Origin of the sequence: Chryseobacterium flavum (assembly GCF_003385595.1) — a bacterium.
Lineage (GTDB): Bacteria > Bacteroidota > Bacteroidia > Flavobacteriales > Weeksellaceae > Chryseobacterium > Chryseobacterium flavum.
In genome coordinates this window covers 409,144-428,869 of sequence record NZ_QNUE01000001.1, presented here as the reverse complement: position 1 = coordinate 428,869, position 19,726 = coordinate 409,144, and the positions used below count along the sequence as shown (strand labels likewise).

Sequence of the window (19,726 nt, the reverse complement as noted above, 5' to 3'; positions counted from 1 at the left end):
AGTAAGGCTTATATACCTTAAAGATGCATTAATCTCTCTAAAAGTTGTATGGAGTTTGAATTATCTTTATTTTTAATACATGAAAAAAAGTCTTTTAGCATTTGTGTTTTCTCCATTGCTGATGTATGCCCAGGAAGCTCCGAAACTTACAGACGAAATGGCAATGAAGCTTTCCGATAAACCCCTTCACTGCATCAATCAGGAATATCCTAATAAAACGGCGCATATCATCAATAATGCAGGCGAAGTTCCTTTGACACCGAAAGATCTCCATCCCAGTTTTTATGGATGTTTCGACTGGCATAGCTCCGTTCACGGACATTGGATGCTGACAAGACTTTTGAAAACAAAACCCAATCTCTCCAATGCTAAGGAGATTGAAAAAATTCTGGATGAATCATTTCAGAAAGATAAGCTGCAGACAGAGGCAGACTATTTTACAAAATATCAGCTGACAGGAACTTTCGAAAGAACTTACGGCTGGGCGTGGATATTAAAACTGGATGAAGAACTCACCAACTGGGATCATCCGAAAGCTAAAACATGGCACCAGAGTCTGAAACCATTAACAGATCAGATCCTCAAATCCTGGAAAACGTATCTTCCAAAACAAACCTATCCCAACAGAACCGGAGTTCATCCGAATACCGCATTTGCTATGGCTTTTGCTATAGATTGGGCAAGAGCTAATAAAGATAAAGAGTTCGAAAATCAACTGATAGAAAAAGCTAAATATTTTTACTTAAAGGACCAGAAAACACCTGCATATCTGGAGCCGGACGGATCGGATTTCTTTTCGCCAAGCCTTGAAATTGCAGATCTGATGCGTAGAGTCCTTCCTCAGAAAGAATTTGTGCAATGGCTGAATGCTTTCTACGAAAAAAGAAGTCTGGAGAATATTGAAAAAATTCCGGTGGTAAGTGATCTGAGCGATTATCAGACGGTTCACCTGGTGGGATTGTCTTTTTCCAAGGCATGGTGTATGAAAGGGATTTCAAATGCCCTTCCTGCCAATCATCCGCTGAAGAAAAGCTTCAGGAAGAAGGCAGATGTATTCCTGGCTAACGGTTTGCCGCTGCTTTTCCAGGGAAATTACGGAGGAGATCATTGGCTGGCCAGTTTTGCGGTTTATGCACTGGAAGATTAATATCTGATCCCTGTTTTCTTAAGGATAAAGCTTAATAACCAGATAGGACCAATAAGCAAAAATTGCAGATCCTTCAGAAAAGAAGGCTTTTGTCTTTCGATTTTATGTCCGATAAACTGTAATATCCAGGTGATAATAAAGATCGAAAGGTAGATAATCCATGACTGTTTTTCCATACTGACATTGGTCAGGTAAATAAAATGTTCCATAACAAGCATTGCAAAAACCATTATAATACTGATCAGTAAAGAAAGTCTTACATAAAATAAGGTGATCAGTGAAACTATAATAAGGCTGGTGATGCTGATACATCCAAAATAGTAAATACAAAAATGAGGGGAGGGAATAAGAGATATAAAGCCGAGGATTGTCCAGAAGATGAAAGGAACGCAGATCCAGTGAATAAGTTTGTTGGTTGCGTTTCTATGGCTCTTACTGTATTCTGCAAATAATAAGTCAACCTTTCTCATATCAATATAAATAAGGAATTGGATAATCGCTAAAATAATAAAATTTTGTCATCAGTGATAAGATTGCTTACATTTGTCTTATGTCTGCCCTGGAAAAATTTGGCGTTGATATTTTTACGGAACGGAATATTTTCGAGCGAATAGCTGTGGGTAAACCGTTTCGTCCCGAAAATCCTGCATTTATATTTATTAAATCAGGAACTATAAAGCTTCGCCAGCATTTCAGTGATCTGGAAGTTTCTGCCAACATGTTTATGGTAACCGATCCGCAAACTATTTATGAAGTGGTGGGAGTAACTGATGATTTTCAGTCGAGAATGGTTTCTTATAAAAGAGAATTTATTTCTGCTTTATCCTTAAAATTTAACCGTTTGATTACCTATCGGTATTTCAGACAGCAGATGAATAAAGGAGTTCCTTTTCCTGAAGATGAAATGGAAGTCGTATGGAAAAGTGTCAATTTCCTGAAATATATCCTGGATTCTGATACCGAAATGCTTTATAAGAAGGAAATGGTAGAGCACCTTTTTTCTGTTTTCTGCTATCAGATGGCAGGAATTATTTCCAAGGAGGATAACAGCTCTATGAACCAGATGTCCAGACAGGAAGAAATTGTATTTGTCTTTCTTACAGACCTTGCAGAGCATCATCTTACTGAAAGAACTGTTGAGTTTTACGCCGAACGGCAGTCAATTACAACCAGACATCTTTCTTCTGTAGTAAAGACCATCACGGGAAAATCTGCAAGTCAGATCATTGCTTTAATTGTGATTAATGAAGCGAAAGTGCTCTTAAACTCTTCCAATAAACCGGTTTCGGAGATTTCCTCTATTCTCGGATTCAGCGATCAATACTCATTTTCTCATTTTTTTAAGAAGCATCTTGAGGTAAGCCCTACACAGTACAGACATCAGTTCGAAAACTAAAATCTTACATTTGAACATCTTTTTCCAAAAATCAAACATTTGATTGATTTTGTTGTTGACCTAACTTTGCCACTGTAAAAACAAGGTACAATGACAAAGAAAATAAAAACAGCACTATCACTTGTGATAGCAGCTTTTCCTGCGCTGTTTTTTTCACAACAGATCAGGCAGATGACCGCAGGTGAGGTGGCGGAACTCGCTGTTCGGAATCATCAGCAGCTTAAGGTTTCTGCACAGAATATTGATATTGCAAAGCAGAATATACATGTTGCCAAACTTCAGAAACTTCCTGCAATCACGGCTTCTACAAGCCAGTTCTATTTAGGAGATGCCGTAGCAATCGATAAGGACTTTTCAAATTCTACAAATGTTCCCATGCCTCATTATGGAAGTTCATATGCAGTACAGGCAACCCAGCTGATCTTCAAAGGAGGATTGGTAAATAAGTCTATTGAAATGGCAGGACTTCGTGAGCAGCTTTCCGAGCTGGATCTTGAGAAAAACAAACAGGATGTAAAATTTTTAGTGATTTCCAATTATCTGGATATCTATAAAATTCAAAATCAGGAAGAAGTATTTCAGAATAACAAAAAACTGGCCCAGGAACGTCTTAAAAATATCCAGAAGTTTTATCAGCAGGGGATGGTAACAAGAAATGAAGTAATCCGTGGAGAATTAGCCATTAAAAATCTGGATCAGGGAATTTTAACCCTTTCAAACAATAAAAAAATCCTTAATTATAATCTGAATATTGCTCTGGGTTTACCTTCTGACACCGAGATTCTTCCTACAGAAAGTTTAGAAAACAAAGAATCCGGAATAGGGATAGATTATTATACAGATCTTGCTCATGAAAGCCACCCGCTGCTGAAATCGGCTCAAAAGAACATCGCTGTGGCAGATAAGAATATTGAGATCATCAAAACGGATAATGCACCCACTGTCGCCGGATTCGGTGGATATACACTGCAAAGACCAATCACGACAAGAAATCCTGTGCTGGATATGTATTCAGGAGGCTGGCAGACCGGAATTTCTTTGAGTTACAATATTGATACCCTTTATAAAACGAAAGAGAAAGTAAAATTAGGAGAGTTGCAAAAGAATCAGGCGAATGATGCGATGATTCTGGTGCAGCAGAATGTGGATATGGGAGTAAATGCAGCCTATACAAAATATCAGGAAGCAATTCAACAAGCTGATATCCTGAACGATTCTAAAAGACTGGCGGAAGAAAACTATAAGATTACAGAAGCTAAATATCTGAATCAACTGGCTGTGCAGGCAGAAATGATTGATGCCCAGAACCAGAAACTGCAGTCAGAACTTGATTATGCCAATGCTGAAATCAATGTTTTGTATCAGTATTACAACCTTTTGAAATCTACAGGAACACTTTAATCTTTAAAACTGAAAATAACACAATGGAAAACAAGGAACAAACTACTCAAAATACAACACCAACTCCTGCAACTTCTGCTGCGGAAAATAAGAAAAAGAAAAATAAAACGAATAAGGTAAGAGCCATCATTTCCAATATCATCGTTTTTCTGGTAATCGGTTTCGGATTATTCTGGTTAATCCGTGAATATTTCCATATCGGAAACAAAACCTATACGGAAGCAGCACAGGTAGAGGAATTTATCAATCCTATCAATACAAGGGTTTCGGCATATATCAAGGAAATTAAGTTCATTGAACATCAGCACGTAAAAAAAGGCGATACGCTGGTTATTCTGGATGACCGTGAAATTCTTACACAGCTTGGACAGGCAGAAGCTGCTTACCAGAATGCGGTGGCGCAAAAAGCGGCAACAGGTTCTTCTGTGAATACGGTTTCCAACAATATTAATGTTATGCAGTCTAATATTGCAGGAGCAAAAGCAAGACTATGGAATGCCGAGCAGAATTTAAACCGATACAAAAATCTTTTGGCTGCTGAGGCCGTTACCAGACAACAGTATGATCAGGTAAAAACTGAATATGACGCTCAAAAAGCAGCTTATGAAACCCTGGTGAATCAAAAACAGTCTGCCAGCCTTTCCACTACGGAAGTAAAAAGCAGATTAGGCATCAATGATGCAGAGATTAAAAGAACAAAATCTGCGCTGGATATGGCAAGGATTAATCTTTCTTATACTGTAATTACAGCTCCGTATGATGGAGTGATGGGACGAAGAACAATTTCTGAGGGACAATTGATCCAACCCGGGCAGCAGGTGGCTACTATTGTACTGAACGGGCAAAAATGGGTAACAGCCAACTTCCTGGAAAGCCAGATGCCGAACATTAAAATCGGGGAAAAAATGATAATGACTGCTGATGCTTTAGGAGGACAGAAATTTGAAGGTGTTGTTACAGCTGTTTCAGCAGCTACAGGATCGAAATATTCCAGCGTACCTACTGATAACTCTACAGGAAATTTCATCAAAGTACAGCAGAGAATTCCTGTAAGAATTGAGTTTACAGCTTCTAACAAAAAAGAAGATCTGGAAAAGCTCAGTGCAGGAATGAACATGAATGTGAATATTAATAAAGACTAAAGATGGAAGATATCAGACACCAGACATTATGTGTATGGAAAGCTAAGGCTAAATGTTCGAGGTCTGCTGGGGCTGATATCTGAAATCTGTTATCTAAAAAAAATCATGTACAACAAAGGATTATATAGCGACTGGGTACCGAAACCCGTACAGCTGCTGCTGATTGTATTACTGCTTGCCGTGGTAATGCCTATTGGTGGGGTATACACGGGAAATATCAGTTCTCTGGTAAGCGGTACCGGTGCCATGACAGAATATTTTATGTGGGCAAACTACGCGACAACCATAGGAATGGGAGCCTGTATGCCTGTGGTTCTCAGAATTAAAATGAGATTCAAAGTAAGAGACAAGATGGTTTTACTTTTGATCCTTTTAGGACTGCTGAGTTATGTGAACGGGACTACTTTACAGCCAATGATCTTCATATTTACTTCTTTATTGATAGGCTTTATGAAGATGATGGTCACCATAGAGTTGTTCCTGCCATTAATGGTTATGATAGGGAACCGTGGTATATTTTATGGAGCTTTCTATACATTTGTTCTTGTAATGAACCAGGTAGCTACATATTATGCAGCAGAGTTCGCTCTTCTTTATAACTGGCAGCAGTTTTACCTGTTTACAGCAGTTTTGTGCTTTATTTTAGGTTTGATACACTGGATTTTTATGCATGATAAATATTTTGCGTTAAAAGTTCCTTTACATTATATTGACTGGTTAAGCATTTTGCTTTTCATTTCAACTTTTATGTTTTCTGCTTATGTTTACTCATTTGGAAGACAGCAGGACTGGTTCAATTCGAAGAATATTATATATGCAAGTATTACAGCCTTTGTGAGTTTTGCATTGCTTTCCATCCGTCAGTTAACTTTAAAACGTCCTTATCTATCATTTAAAATTTTCACAAAAAATAATGTACAGCACGGATTGTTTATGCTTTTCTGGTTAGGAATGTTTTTAGGAACAGCTTCTATTCAGAATACTTTTGCAGTGGGAGTATTGGGGTATGATCAATTGACAAATACAAGGCTGAGTTTACTGATGATCCCCGGAATTGTTCTGGCCGGAGCCATTGCCATTTTCTGGTTTAAGAAAGAAAAACCTTTGAAAATGTATATTTTTTCCGGTTTTGCGGCAATGGTCGGATATGCCATTATCATGTATTTTTCGATGGTATTGGAGTTCAGTTATGACAACTGGTATCTGCCTATGTTTTTAAAAGGTTATGGAATGTGTTCACTGTTTATTTCCGTCTGGTTTTACACGCTGGATAAGCTTGAAATGGATGAAATGCTGGCCGCCATCGGACTTGTATTGGTTTGGAGAACTTTCCTGGCCGTAGGAATTTTTTCAACACTTTATGCCTGGTTTCAGTATCGTTTTCAGGTTATGGCAATAGGAGATCTCGCTGTTTATATGGATGGAATGACCGTCAGCCCTCAGAATGTAGCTGCTAATATGAAAACTATTCAGCTTAATGCCATTATCATAGCCACCAAAAAGATTTTCGGATATATTATTTTAGTCGGATTTGGGGTGTTAATTTATATTGCTACCCATCATTTCGGAGCAAAACGGTTTCAGTATTTCAGATTTGTGAGAGTTCTTGGAGGAAAATCTGTCATCGCAAGAAGAAGACTTCGCGAAAGGAAAAAATTATTGGAAGAAATAAAAGATGCTGCAGGTCCTGCAGTATAAAAAAAATACCTTGTTTTTCACCAGTAGAATCCCGGATCTGTAAAGGCCGGGATTCTACACTTTTTGTAATCTCTGATTTCTAAAAGCAAGTTTTAGGAAATATAGGGAAAATCTCATATCTTATTATTTTTATTCTTTCTAAATAAGAATTACCTTTGTGGATTATAAAACGTTGAATAGAAAGAATGAAAAAGCAGTATGCGTTCATAGGTCTTTTAGCTTCGGGGATTCTATTTTCCCAGACAGTTAAAGATTCTATTGCCTCTAAAGGTATTGAAGATGTAGTAATTGTAGCTTCCAGAAAACCTACAAAAATCTCTGAAGTTCCGGGTACAGTTTGGGTGGTACAGAAAGAAAAGATTCAGGAACAGGCTAAAAACGGGGTTCCTATTAAAGAAATGCTGTCAATTCTGATTCCTTCTATGGATATCGGTCCACAGGGAAGAACCAATTACGGACAGAATATGAGAGGACGTTCCGCACTTGTGATGATTGACGGGGTTTCTCTGAACAGTATCCGTGCCATAAGCCGTCAGCTTGATGCGATTGATCCTTTTAATATTGAAAGAATTGAAGTACTTTCAGGGGCAAGTTCCATTTATGGAGGTAATGCTACCGGTGGTATTATCAATATTATTACCAAGATACCTTCCAAAAAAGGGATCAGCGGAGAGACAGAACTTGGAGTGCGTACAGGTTTTATGGGAAAAGATGACCATGATTTCCGCGCTGCCCAGTCTATTGCAGCTAAAGGGGACAAGTTTTTCGGAAGACTGGGAGTAGCCTATCAGCAGAACGGCGGGGTGTATGGTGCAGATCAGAAACAGCTTTTTACGGATATTACTCAGACAGACTTACAATATAACCAGTCGATTGACATCTTGGCTACAGGAGGATATCAGTTTAACAATAAACATAAAATAACGGCCTCTGTTCAGTATTACAACTCTAAATTTAACGGGGACAGGAGTTTGTTTCTTGGTCAAAACCTGAGTGCTTTCACTACAAAAAACGCTTCATTGCTCGAAATGAGAGATGGTTTTTCATCCGATAAAAATGTAGGAACAGAGCGCTATATGGCAACAGTAGCCTATAATGGGAACGGGATTTTAGGAGGACAGGATTTATACGTACAGCTGGCCACCCGGGGTGAAAAATTAGGATTTTATCCGTTCCCGGGCAATGTTACTCTTCAGACAGGAAAGGTACCTTATATGTCCTCTTCACAGCAGGATACTTATTATTCGGGAATTAAAGCTTTACTATCGAAATCATGGCGGGGGCTGAACGTGACTTATGGGGCAGATTTCGATTTTGAAAAATTTGAAGGATCACAATCTGTTTATGATATTGCGAAGACAATGTCCAGCGGAGGTTTAGTCAACGAAACAAAATACAGCCTTGGAAGATACCCAACCAATCATTCACAGAGTTATGCAGGGTATGTTCAGGCAAAATATAATATTTTTCCAAAACTGCAGTTGAATGCGGGCGTTCGTTATCAGCATATCAACGTAAAAATGGATGACTTTGTAGGTTCAGAACAGCAAACACAGATTGCAATGGGCTACGGAAGTTCAGCCTCAGCAATTCCGGGAGGTGAAAGTTCTTATAACGTTACGTTGGTCAACGCTGGGTTATTGTATAAATTCAATGAACAACACCAGGTTTGGGGAACATTTTCTCAAGGGGCAAGTTTAGCAGATCCTGCCAAGTTTTATGGAATTGGCCAGTATAAACTTGTTGGGACAAACTGGGATGTGATATCCAGTATTAATGTAAAAGAACAGCCTTTGCAGGCCATCAAAACAAACCAGTTTGAAGTAGGATACCGTGTTAACAAAGGTGGTTTAAGAGCACAGGTTGCCGGATTTCTGAGTAATTCTGATAAAACGGTTACCGTAGATAAAAAGACTTTCCAGATTCTTGTAAATGATCTGAAACTAAGAAACATGGGAATTGAAGCTGAGGTTTCTTATGCTTTAACCAATGGGGTTTATTTTGGGGCAAGCGGGCTCTTGATAAAATCGGAGGTAGACAATAAAGGGGAATGGCAGAAACAGGAGATTTATAATGCTTCTCCTTCAAAATTGGTGACATACATCGGTTATAATATTAAAAGCTGGTCATTCAGATTCCAGTCTTTGCAGAATTTCAAGCAGAAAGACGAGCTTAATAATGTTGTGGAAGGTTATAATACTTCAGACCTGATGATAGGATACCGATTCAACTGGGGAAAATTCAACGTAGGAATCCAGAATATATTTAATACCGATTATCAGACAATATGGAGTAAGCGTTCTCAGGTTCTATATTCTACTTACGGACTTCCGGAATTGTTTAATTATAAGGGAAGAGGAAGGACTTTCAACTTGTCCTACACTTTTGAATTTTAAAATAAGATGAAGGTAAAAATGCCTTGATCTGAAAATTTATTGTATTTCAAATCCGGTTTCTGAATTAATCGGAAACCGGATTTTAACTTTAAAAAAATCAGTTATGGCTAAAGTTTCAACAGGGCAGATTGTTGCCGAAGTAACCAGAAAAGAATACATTACTGACCATTTTATCAGAGTGTATTTATACTCACCGGAGGTTCATTTGTTCAAAAATACCATGGTGGGAGACAATAATAAAATTGCAGTTCCTCCGGCTGGGCTGAATGAGATTCATTTCCCGACACTGGATGAAAGTCATCAGTGGATTTACCCTCCGAAAGAGGTGGCACCATCCATCAGAACCTATACCCACAGAGGAATAGATCTGGTGAAAAATGAACTGATCATCGATTTTGTAGATCATGGAGACGGTGGTCCTGCTTCCAGATGGGTAAGAGAAGCCGAAGCGGGTTCAAAGCTTGGGATAATGATGCGTCTGGAAGGAAAAGAACTATATCCTGCTGCAGATTGGTATCTTTTGGTAGGTGATGCTACGGCTATTCCGGTGATCAGTGCTATTCTGGAAACTCTGCCTGAAACAGCAAAAGGAGTATGTATTATTGAAGTTCATGGAAAGGAAGATGAGCAGATGCTTGAAACCAAAGCGCAAATTGATTTTAAATGGCTGTATAATACCCGCCCCCACATCAGCAGTGAAATTGCCAAAGCTGTAAAAAATATTGATCTTCCCGAGACTGGCAAATTTGGTTATGTGGCATGTGAATTCTCAAGTGTAAAAGAAATCAGGGCTTATCTGAGAAAAGAAAAAAACTGGACTTCTCAGGAATTATATGCTTATTCTTACTGGAAAGCAGGTGTTGCAGAAAGTGAATCACAGGCTGACAGACATAAGGAGAAGGATTCGATGGAGTAAATGACGGGTAGAAATCAGAAATTAAGGAAATTCTTGCTACACTAAAAACTTTGAACTTTGTATCCTGAAGCCTTATCTTTGCATCTATGAAAGATTTAATGGGCAGAGCAATCTGGGATTATTATCACAATGACAATCCTGAAGATCTGCAGACTGAAACCTCAATTTCTGAGCTGGATGAACTTCCGGTGGATTATTTATTCAGAGACTTTGAGGAAATGAATGATATAGAGCAGAAAGCACTGCAGTTATCCAATGGAAAAGTTCTGGATATCGGAGCGGGTGCAGGATCTCATTCTTTATATCTTCAGAATGAAAGAAATCTTGATGTAACAGCATTGGATATTTCACCTAAATCTGTGAAAGTTTGTAAGCTCAGAGGAATTAAAAAGGCTATTTGTGAGAATATGCGTGACTTTTCAGGAGAGACTTTTGATACGATCTTACTGTTGATGAACGGTACCGGAGTTTTTGAAAGCCTGGCCAAAATTGATACGTATCTTGAGAAGTTGCATACCTTATTAAGTGATAAAGGGCAGATCCTGATCGACAGTACAGATATTCTTTATATGTTTGACCGGGATAAAGATGGAGGAGTATACATTCCTGCGGGCGGATATTATGGCGAGTTGGATTATGTGGTTCATTATAAAGGAGAATCCGAAGAACCGATTACCTGGCTTTACCTTGATTTTAATACTTTGGAAAATGCTGCCACAAATAATGGCTTCAAAATAGAAAGAGTTTTGAAGGATGAAGATTCTTACCTTGCGAAACTGACTAAAAAATAATTACAATAATCTTATCAATTGGTATATTGTCATTCTGTAAACCGGGATGACTTTTTTGTTCCATTTTCTAGCCCCGATAGAAACGGTTACCCCACAGCATGCGTCTGGGGATCGAGGCCTTAGTAATGGGAAAATTGGGGCGAGGAGTAAGAGTGGATAGCGGGAATCAGCTCCTTATTATTGCCTCAACAGATGAATGCTCCTTGCAAATGGATAATAAGAAAACCACTCAGGGAAGTAAAAAGCCATCAGAATTGTGGTTATGATGCATAGAATTGCGGGAAAGACATAGGATGCCGCACGATAAGGAAGCTTTTGGGGTGATGCTAAAACACTGATTACAATTAACCCCAATGCTCCCACAGCAATAACCCCTATTTCCGGGCTATATCTGGAAGTTGTACCGAAATGGGAAATCAGAACGTACCTTTGAACCAAAAAGAAAATAAAGCCAAATGCCAATGTAAAAACGGCCGCAGGATATTTTCTGAGTTTGATTAAATTAAGGGAAAGTAGTATAGCTCCGGGAATCGTGCTGAAGAAAATACTGCTGATAAAAATAGTTATTTGTGAATAGAGCCTGATGGCCACCTGGTCTTCCGTAATATGATCTTTCCAGAATTCTATCTCTTCTGTATGTTTTGCTTCCTCTTCCTCTTTTTTATGCTGAATCAATTGCTGAACAGCTGTTTTTTCCTGTTCACTGAAAACGCGTCCTCTTTCTTCCAGAATTTCAAAAGCGAACTGAACGGCTTCCGGAACAAAATGGTTGCCTTCCTGTAAATAAGTCTCCAGTTCCCGGTTGGAGAGCTTTCTTAAAATACTTTTACTAACCATATACTGTATATAAAAAGAAAGGCTGCTTCTGGTGAAACAGCCTGTTATCTTTATAAGGATTTTAATTATCCGATCTCAATACCGTTTTCAACATTGCTGTCATCCGGTGTTACGAAAGATAATTTTCCGTCTGGTTTTGTTGTTAACAATAACATTCCCTGAGATTCAATTCCTCTGATCTTTCTAGGAGCAAGGTTCAGAAGAATCATAACCTGCTTTCCGATTACTTCTTCAGGAGTAAAGCTCTCTGCTATACCAGAAACAACAGTTCTTACATCTACCCCTGTATCTACAGTAAGTTTTAATAATTTATCTGCTTTTTCTACTTTTTCAGCTTCTAAAATAGTAGCTGTTCTAAGGTCTATTTTAGCAAAATCATCAAATGTGATCTCTTCTTTCATTGGGTTTGCGTTAGGATTTGTTTTTTTATTGTTTTGTTTTGTGTCTTCCAGCTTTTGAATCTGAGCTTCGATGACATCATCTTCAATTTTTGAGAAAAGAAGAGATGCTTCATTGATTTTATGTCCCGTTTCAATTAGCACTGACTGATTTTCAACAGTACTCCAGTCTTTCTTTTCAACATTGAACATATTCAACAGCTTTTCAGAACTGAAAGGCATGAAAGGTTCACATAACTGAGCTAAAGCCACTGCAATCTGTGCTCCAATGAATAAGGACTGAGCCGTTTTTTCCGGATTATCTTTAATGGTTTTCCACGGTTCTTCGGTCTGAAGATACTGGTTCCCGAAACGGGCAAGGTTCATTAAAGCAGTTAAAGAATTTCTGAATTCATAATTTTCAAGGAATCCTGCAATTTCTTTTGCCGATTTACTTATTTCCTGCAATTCAGGACTGTTTACATCACCTTGTGGAACAACACCATCGTAATATTTATGAATAAGAACAGCAACTCTGTTGATAAAGTTTCCGAAGATCCCTACCAATTCAGAATTATTCTTAGTCTGGAAATCCTTCCAGGTAAAGTTGTTATCCTTTGTTTCCGGAGCAGATGAAAGCAGAGCATATCTTAAAACATCCTGTTGTCCGGGGAAATCTTCCACATATTCATGCGCCCATACTGCCCAGTTTCTTGAAGTGGAAATCTTATCGTTCTCAAGGTTCAGGAATTCAAAAGCAGGAACATTGGCCGGCATAATGTAATCTCCGTGAGCTTTCATCATCGAAGGAAAAATAATACAGTGGAATACAATATTATCTTTTCCGATAAAGTGTATCAGATCACTGTTTTCACTTTGCCAGTAATCTTTCCAGTCTTTTCCGTTTTTTTCTGCCCATTCTTTGGTGAAAGAGATATACCCGATTGGTGCATCAAACCATACGTACAGTACTTTTCCTTCTGCATTTGGAAGCGGAACAGGAACACCCCAGTTCAGATCTCTGGTCATTGCACGAGGTTTAAGACCATCATTCAGCCATGATTTAACCTGTCCGTATACATTGGGTTTCCAATCATCTTTATGGCCTTCAATGATCCAGTCATTCAGGAAATCTTCGTATTCATTCAAAGGAAGATACCAGTTCTTGGTTTCTTTAAGTACCGGGACATTTCCGCTAAGCATTGATTTTGGATTGATGAGTTCAGAAGGAGAAAGGGTAGAACCACATTTCTCGCACTGGTCTCCATAAGCATTTTCATTACCACAGTTCGGGCATGTTCCTACAATATAACGGTCTGCAAGGAATTCTTCTGCCTGTTCATCAAAATATTGTTCCGAAATTTCTTCTGTGAATTTTCCTTTCTCATATAAAACCTTAAAGAAATCCTGGCTGGTTTCATAATGCTTTTTAGAGGTGGTTCTTGAATACTCATCAAATGAAATTCCCAGATCCGAAAAAGACTTTTTGATGATTTCGTGATACTTGTCCACGATATCCTGTGGAGTGACTCCTTCTTTTTTAGCTCTTATGGTAATAGGAATACCGTGCTCATCCGAACCACAGATAAACGCTACATCCTTTCCTAATCTTCTCTGAAATCTTGCGTAAACATCCGCAGGAATATAAACACCTGCCAAATGCCCTATATGAACCGGTCCGTTTGCATAAGGCAAAGCTGCCGTAATCATCTTTCTGTTTGACATTTATAGTAAAGTTTTGGATGCAAAGATAAGGATTATCTGTTGAATAGCCCTTATTTGTGGAGTTATTCCGGCTCAGTAGAGTTTTTTTTCATGCTAAACATGAAATAAAGTTAAACAATTGTTTAACTTTATGTTAAAGAAATACGTGTGTTATGCTTAACATAGTATCATTTAAATTATTGGATTTTAGATAATTAATTTATATAAGTATCGTAATATACATAATTTTATCCTAAATTATATTAATTTTATAATAATTCTATTTTTTTTATAAATTGCAAAACTGGCTTCATGCCAAAAACGAATAAACGAAACTATAAAAATAAGATTGTGAAGAATTTTACAACAGTATTAAAAATTGCGCCTGCTTTTTTATTGGCCAGCTCAATAGTGCATGCACAGACCAAAGACTCTATTCCGCAGGAAAAGAAAATCGAAGAGGTTGTTCTGATCGGATATGGAAAGCAGAAAAAGTCTGATCTTACAGGATCTATCACTTCTGTTACAGCGAAAGATTTTAACGGAGGTGCCACATCTGCGGGTCAGCTGATCCAAGGTAAAACCCCCGGAGTACAGATTACCAATAACAGTGGAGCCCCTGGATCAGGAACAAAGATCAGAATCAGAGGAACATCATCTTTAAGTGGTGAAAACTCGCCGCTTATTGTTATTGACGGGGTTCCTCAGGATTTTGTGGGAGTTAACGGGGCATCAGATCCTTTATCTTTAATAAACCCGAATGACATTGAAACATTCGATATACTGAAAGATGCTTCTGCTACAGCAATTTACGGAAACAGAGCTTCAAATGGGGTTATATTGATTACAACCAAAAAAGGGAGTGCCGGAAAATTTAAAATCAATTTCTCAACAGTAACTTCATTGTCTACAAAAATGGGAAATGTGGATGTATTGAATGCCCAGGAATTTAGAGACTTTGTCAATACCTATGCACCAGCAAATTATAAAACCAAGCTAGGTAATGCTGATACTAACTGGCAAGACCTTATCTATCAGACAGCATGGGGTACAGATAATAATGTGGCTCTTTCAGGAGGAATTAAAGGGCTTCCTTACCGCTTGTCTTTAGGTTATAATGAACAAAATGGGATTGTAAGGTCCAATTCTTTCCGGAGAACTTCAGTAGGGTTGAACTTGAATCCAAAATTCTTTGACAATCATTTATCGGTAAATGTAAATGCAAAAGGAACTTTTACAGATAATCGATTTGTGGATGGTGGAGTAATTAAAGCTGCTACCTATTTCGATCCCACCCAGCCGGTGTATTCAGGAAATACCAAATATGGCGGTTATTATGAATGGTTGGATGCAGGATCGGCAACAGGATATAACGTAAATGCAAATTCAAATCCACTTGGAATGATTGACGGAATACGTGATATTTCGTCTGTAACAAGAGGATTGGGGAATATTCAGTTGGATTATAAGTTTCATTTTCTTCCTGACTTGCATTTTAATGTAAATGCCGGATATGATTATACCAAAAGTGAAGGACACAAGTTTAAGGATGCCATTTACAGACCTGGATATGGTGATAAAGGAAGTTCGAATTTGTATTCGATGGAAAAGAAAAATAAACTTCTTGAAACCTACTTTAACTATGTTAAAAATATAACAGCTATCAATACAGGGGTAGACGTGACTGCAGGATATGCTTATCAGGATTTCCGTACAATCATCCCCGGAGCTGTTACATACAGAGGAAATGGAACGACATTACCTCCGGATCTTGATTTTGAAACCCAAAATACATTGATATCATTTTACGGAAGGGCTATTTTTACTGTAGCCAATAAGTATATCATTTCCGGTTCAGTACGTAAAGATGGTTCTTCAAGATTTTTTAATGGTACAAGAGATAATGTATGGGGTGTTTTCCCGGGAGTTTCTTTGGCATGGAAGCTGAATGAAGAAAATTTTATTAAAAATATATCCTCAATCAGTACTTTGAAGCTGAGAGCCGGATGGGGGAAAACAGGACAGCAGGAGTTGCCGGCTTTAAACGGGAATAAACCTAACAATTATCCGGCATTTGCTGCGTATAATCCAAGTTATCCGGGTGCTAATTATCAATTTGGAAATGAATATTATTATATGTTCAGACCTGCTAATTACAATCCAAACCTTACCTGGGAGACTACAACGACAAAAAATATAGGATTGGATTTTGGTTTTGCTACCAATAGGATTACCGGATCCATCGATCTTTTCAGAAAAGATACAAAAGATCTGTTGGTATATGCTGATGAACCTGCCGGAGGATTAAGTAATGCAAGCTGGCAGAATGTGGGAGATATGAAGAATGAAGGTATTGAAGGAAGTATTACAGTAGTTCCAGTTAAGAATGAAAAGACTACCTGGGAACTAAGCTTTAATGCAACACACTATAAGCCAATTGTAACCAAATTAAAAGACAGGGCTGATGAATCATTCAATATGGAAGTCGGAGGAATTGAAGGTGGTTCCGGAAACAGAATTCAGGCACATGCTGTAGGGTATGCACCAAACTCTTTCTGGGTATATCAGCAAGTATATGATAATAACGGAAAACCTGTAGATGGAGCATTTGTTGACCGGAATGGAGATGGAATGATTACTCCTAAAGATATGTATTACTATAAGTCTACTACTCCGGATGCTATCTTAGGGTTCTCAACAAAAGTTTCACATAAAAATTGGGATTTTGCTCTTAGTGCAAGAGCTGTATTAGGAAACTATGTCTATAACAATATGGCCTCCAACAGCTCACTGCAATCTGCCTCTACCAATGAGTATCTTCAAAATGTATTCAATACAGCTCCGGAATATAAATTTTCCGTACCTCAATATAAATCAGATATTTATGTTGAAAACGCATCGTTCTTAAGATTGGATAATATCAACATTGGATATAATTTCGGTGAGGTTTTCTCTAAAGGAAGTAACCTGAAAATATATGGTATGGCACAAAACGTTTTCGTAATCACAAAATATACAGGGGTAGACCCTGAAGTATTTGGAGGAATAGATAACGGATATTATCAAATGCCTAAAATATATTCTTTAGGATTTAATTTTCAATTTTAAATAATTATTACGATGAAACTTAATAAAATCAAACTTAAAAATATAGTACTGCCTCTTTCTGCTGCTTTTTTACTGACTACGGCGTCATGTGTGGGTGACCTTGAAAGAGAACCTATTACTGATGTTACTTCAGCCAGCATTTACAAAGACTTTTCTAATTATAAAAATATTTTAGCAAAGCTCTATGGCGGTCTTGCTATGGGAGGACAGGTAAGTGGTGACGGAGATCAGCCTGATAGTGATATCAATGGTATTAATGGAGGGTTCTCCCAATATACAAGATTATTATATACCTTGAATGTAATTACAACTGATGAAGCGGTCATAGGATGGAATGATGGAAATCTTCATACCCTTCATAAAATGACCTGGGACTCTTCCAATGAATTTATTGCAGCCATGTATTATAGAGTGTACACAGAAATCGCTTTTTGCAACGAGTTTCTTAGAAATGTAACAGATGAAAAATTAGCAGCTAATAATATTACGGGAGATAACCTTACCCAGGCAAAATTAATGAGGGCAGAGGCACGTTTTTTAAGGGCCCAGTCATATTATCATGCGATAGATATGTTTGGAAATGTTCCATTTGTAGATGAAACATATATGCCAGGGTCTGCAAATCCGCCGCAAAGAATAGAAAGAAAAGCATTATTTAATTTTATTGAATCTGAATTGCTTGCAGTAGCAGGAGAATTAAAAGATCCTAAAACCAATGAATACGGAAGAGCTGACAAAGCAGCTGCATGGTCATTATTGGCAAAATTATACCTAAATGCAGAGGTATACACAGGAACACAGAGAAATACGGATTGTATTACATATTGTAATAAAGTAATTGCAGCCGGTTATTCTTTAAAACCGAAGTATGATGATCTGTTTCTTGCAGATAATAACATTAATAATCCGGAGCAAATTCTTAGTGTTAATTTTGATGGGATTAATACACAGACCAATGGTGGAACTACTTATCTGGTACATGCTGCGGTAGGAGGAAGTATGACAGCTTCTGATTTTGGAATCAATGGTGGCTGGAGCGGATTAAGAACAACGAAATCATTTGTTAATCTGTTCCCTGCCAACGGGAGTGATCATAGAGGTAGATTTTATACTGCCGGACAAAATTTAGAAATTAATGACCTGGGTTCCTTCACAGATGGCTATGCTTTCATAAAATATAAGAATATAAAAAGTAATGGATCTGCGGGGGCACATGACAATTGGGTAGAGGCAGATATTCCTTTATATCGTTTAGCAGATATTTATCTGATGTATGCAGAAGCTGTATTGAGAGGTGGAGCAGGTGGTGATCAGGCAACAGCAATAGGTTACATTAACCAATTGAGACAGCGTGCATATGGTAATACAAATGGAAATGTATCTTCAATAAATCTGAATTTTATTCTGGACGAAAGAGCGAGGGAATTATCCTGGGAAGCAACCAGAAGAAGTGATCTGATACGTTTTAATAAATATACTACAGGAGATTACCTATGGCCATGGAAAGGTAACATTAAAGATGGTAAAGCTGTAGAAAGTTACAGAAATCTTTTCCCGATCCCGAATAAAGATATTATAGCTAATCCTAACCTGATTCAAAACCCTGGTTATTAACTTTTAATACTGTTGAAAATGAAAAATTTAATTAAAATACTAACCATGGCTTTTATCGGGGGGGTAATGGTTTCTTGTGAAAAAGATGAAGATCAGGCAATCATTAATGAAACTGCTGCAGGTAAAATTTCTTCCGATAAAACAGTACTAGTTCTTAATGAACTTACGGCTAACGATGCTGTAATTAATTTTACATGGACAAAACCAACATTCAATATTGCTGTGGTTCCCAGTCAGGAAATCGAATTCGGTATTAAAGGAGACGGTTTTAAAAAAAGCGCATCTGTTGATTTTCCGAATGATGTAACGTCAGGGCCTGTTACGCATGCCGCAATGAATGCTGCGATGTTTAGCATTGGAGCAACACCAGATGTTGTGAATGAAATTGAAGCGAGACTGAAAACATCCGTTGGGTCAGCAGCTTTTTATTCCAATGTGATAGCGCTTAAAGTAACTCCATATACACCCAATCCTGATCTGGTGTATCCTAAGATTAATGTTCCGGGCAGCTATGCAGGAGCAGCTGGATATGCAAACTGGACACCTGCCAATTCACCGAATTTGTTTTCTCCGGAAAAAAATGATAAATACAGAGGATTCATATGGATCAATACGGTTAGCGGACCAGAAGATGGAAAATATAAGTTTTCTATTAATCAGGACTGGGCAGGGAATAAAGGAGATGATGGTACCAATTCAGGAAAATTAAAACTGGATGGAGCAGACATAAAAGCCCCTGCAGCAGGTACCTATTATATTAAGGTTGACTGGGCTGCAAACACCTATTCTTCTGTGCCGGCAAACTTCGGTATCATAGGAGATGCTACACCTACAGGATGGAACTCAGATACAGATTTTGTGTATAATCCAGCTACTAAAACCTTTGTCATTAATTCCATTATGCTGAACAGTTCAGGTTTCTTCAAATTCAGGGCAAATGATGGCTGGACATTGAAATTCCAGCCTAAAAAGACTGATGAAACCCTGATTTCAGGAAAAAGTGTACAGGCTTATTTTAATGCTGAAGATACTGTAGATGGTGATCCGGGCTACAAGGTGTCTGAAACAGGAAACTATAAAATAGAACTGGATTTACATAATTCAGCATATTATAAATTAACCATTACAAAGTTGTAAATAAACCCACAATTTGATAAGGTGCTGCTCAGGCGCAGCACCTTATTTATTTTTTAAAGATA

General features: G+C 37.9%; 14 protein-coding genes. 11 read left to right on the top strand and 3 right to left on the bottom strand.

Translation table 11 applies throughout. The features are described 5' to 3' along the window. Positions 1-79 precede the first annotated feature (79 nt). Positions 80-1,147: a DUF2891 domain-containing protein gene (locus DRF59_RS01835; RefSeq protein ID WP_115956584.1), complete on the top strand. Its 1,068-nt coding sequence runs from the start codon at positions 80-82 to the stop codon at positions 1,145-1,147. On the opposite strand, the gene DRF59_RS01830 is transcribed toward DRF59_RS01835, so the two are convergent. After that, positions 1,144-1,617, bottom strand: a complete 474-nt coding sequence (locus DRF59_RS01830; protein ID WP_115956583.1) for an Mpo1 family 2-hydroxy fatty acid dioxygenase — start codon at positions 1,615-1,617, stop codon at positions 1,144-1,146. The two genes, DRF59_RS01835 and DRF59_RS01830, sit on opposite strands and share 4 nt — an antisense overlap. An 80-nt stretch (positions 1,618-1,697) precedes the next feature. Between DRF59_RS01830 and DRF59_RS01825 the strand changes: the two genes are divergently transcribed. The 7 genes from DRF59_RS01825 to DRF59_RS01795 all read left to right on the top strand — a co-directional run bounded on the left by DRF59_RS01825 (position 1,698) and on the right by DRF59_RS01795 (position 10,887). Further along, entirely contained in the window at positions 1,698-2,543 is an 846-nt protein-coding gene (locus tag DRF59_RS01825; protein ID WP_115956582.1) for a helix-turn-helix domain-containing protein, read from the top strand. Positions 2,544-2,633: 90 nt separating this feature from the next. Further along, complete coding sequence (locus DRF59_RS01820) at positions 2,634-3,944, top strand: TolC family protein (RefSeq protein ID WP_115956581.1); 1,311 nt, start codon at positions 2,634-2,636, stop codon at positions 3,942-3,944. A 23-nt stretch (positions 3,945-3,967) separates the two neighbouring features. Next, positions 3,968-5,086, top strand: a complete 1,119-nt coding sequence (locus tag DRF59_RS01815; protein WP_115956580.1) for an HlyD family secretion protein — start codon at positions 3,968-3,970, stop codon at positions 5,084-5,086. Positions 5,087-5,191: 105 nt separating this feature from the next. Beyond that, entirely contained in the window at positions 5,192-6,784 is a 1,593-nt protein-coding gene (locus DRF59_RS01810) for an MFS transporter (RefSeq protein WP_115956579.1), read from the top strand. A gap of 185 nt (positions 6,785-6,969) precedes the next feature. Beyond that, positions 6,970-9,180 (top strand): TonB-dependent receptor, encoded by a 2,211-nt coding sequence (locus tag DRF59_RS01805; protein WP_115956578.1) that lies wholly within the window; start codon positions 6,970-6,972, stop codon positions 9,178-9,180. A gap of 103 nt (positions 9,181-9,283) precedes the next feature. Then, complete coding sequence (locus DRF59_RS01800; RefSeq protein WP_115956577.1) at positions 9,284-10,096, top strand: siderophore-interacting protein; 813 nt, start codon at positions 9,284-9,286, stop codon at positions 10,094-10,096. Positions 10,097-10,182: 86 nt separating this feature from the next. Next, entirely contained in the window at positions 10,183-10,887 is a 705-nt protein-coding gene (locus DRF59_RS01795; protein ID WP_115956576.1) for a class I SAM-dependent methyltransferase, read from the top strand. A gap of 177 nt (positions 10,888-11,064) precedes the next feature. On the opposite strand, the gene DRF59_RS01790 is transcribed toward DRF59_RS01795, so the two are convergent. After that, positions 11,065-11,724, bottom strand: a complete 660-nt coding sequence (locus DRF59_RS01790; RefSeq protein ID WP_115956575.1) for a hypothetical protein — start codon at positions 11,722-11,724, stop codon at positions 11,065-11,067. A 65-nt stretch (positions 11,725-11,789) separates the two neighbouring features. Continuing rightward, entirely contained in the window at positions 11,790-13,826 is a 2,037-nt protein-coding gene (metG, locus tag DRF59_RS01785; RefSeq protein ID WP_115956574.1) for a methionine--tRNA ligase, read from the bottom strand. Positions 13,827-14,156: 330 nt separating this feature from the next. On the opposite strand from metG, the gene DRF59_RS01780 reads away from it, so the two are divergent. From DRF59_RS01780 to DRF59_RS01770, 3 genes are read left to right on the top strand one after another with little or no spacing between them, the layout of a single operon-like run. Next, entirely contained in the window at positions 14,157-16,913 is a 2,757-nt protein-coding gene (locus DRF59_RS01780; RefSeq protein WP_115956656.1) for a SusC/RagA family TonB-linked outer membrane protein, read from the top strand. A 12-nt stretch (positions 16,914-16,925) separates the two neighbouring features. After that, entirely contained in the window at positions 16,926-18,527 is a 1,602-nt protein-coding gene (locus DRF59_RS01775) for a RagB/SusD family nutrient uptake outer membrane protein (RefSeq protein ID WP_115956573.1), read from the top strand. Positions 18,528-18,545: 18 nt separating this feature from the next. Then, positions 18,546-19,664: a SusE domain-containing protein gene (locus DRF59_RS01770; RefSeq protein ID WP_115956572.1), complete on the top strand. Its 1,119-nt coding sequence runs from the start codon at positions 18,546-18,548 to the stop codon at positions 19,662-19,664. Positions 19,665-19,726: the final 62 nt, after the last annotated feature.

Excerpts from the sequence above, each read along its gene's own strand:
- DRF59_RS01775 (WP_115956573.1), top strand. The coding sequence starts at position 16,926 with ATGAAACTTAATAAAATCAAACTTAAAAATATAGTACTGCCTCTTTCT.
- DRF59_RS01810 (WP_115956579.1), top strand. The coding sequence starts at position 5,192 with ATGTACAACAAAGGATTATATAGCGACTGGGTACCGAAACCCGTACAG.
- DRF59_RS01820 (WP_115956581.1), top strand. The coding sequence starts at position 2,634 with ATGACAAAGAAAATAAAAACAGCACTATCACTTGTGATAGCAGCTTTT.
- DRF59_RS01825 (WP_115956582.1), top strand. The coding sequence starts at position 1,698 with ATGTCTGCCCTGGAAAAATTTGGCGTTGATATTTTTACGGAACGGAAT.
- metG (WP_115956574.1), bottom strand. The coding sequence starts at position 13,826 with ATGTCAAACAGAAAGATGATTACGGCAGCTTTGCCTTATGCAAACGGA.
- DRF59_RS01835 (WP_115956584.1), top strand. The coding sequence starts at position 80 with ATGAAAAAAAGTCTTTTAGCATTTGTGTTTTCTCCATTGCTGATGTAT.
- DRF59_RS01790 (WP_115956575.1), bottom strand. The coding sequence starts at position 11,724 with ATGGTTAGTAAAAGTATTTTAAGAAAGCTCTCCAACCGGGAACTGGAG.
- DRF59_RS01800 (WP_115956577.1), top strand. The coding sequence starts at position 9,284 with ATGGCTAAAGTTTCAACAGGGCAGATTGTTGCCGAAGTAACCAGAAAA.
- DRF59_RS01770 (WP_115956572.1), top strand. The coding sequence starts at position 18,546 with ATGAAAAATTTAATTAAAATACTAACCATGGCTTTTATCGGGGGGGTA.
- DRF59_RS01795 (WP_115956576.1), top strand. The coding sequence starts at position 10,183 with ATGAAAGATTTAATGGGCAGAGCAATCTGGGATTATTATCACAATGAC.
- DRF59_RS01815 (WP_115956580.1), top strand. The coding sequence starts at position 3,968 with ATGGAAAACAAGGAACAAACTACTCAAAATACAACACCAACTCCTGCA.
- DRF59_RS01805 (WP_115956578.1), top strand. The coding sequence starts at position 6,970 with ATGAAAAAGCAGTATGCGTTCATAGGTCTTTTAGCTTCGGGGATTCTA.
- DRF59_RS01830 (WP_115956583.1), bottom strand. The coding sequence starts at position 1,617 with ATGAGAAAGGTTGACTTATTATTTGCAGAATACAGTAAGAGCCATAGA.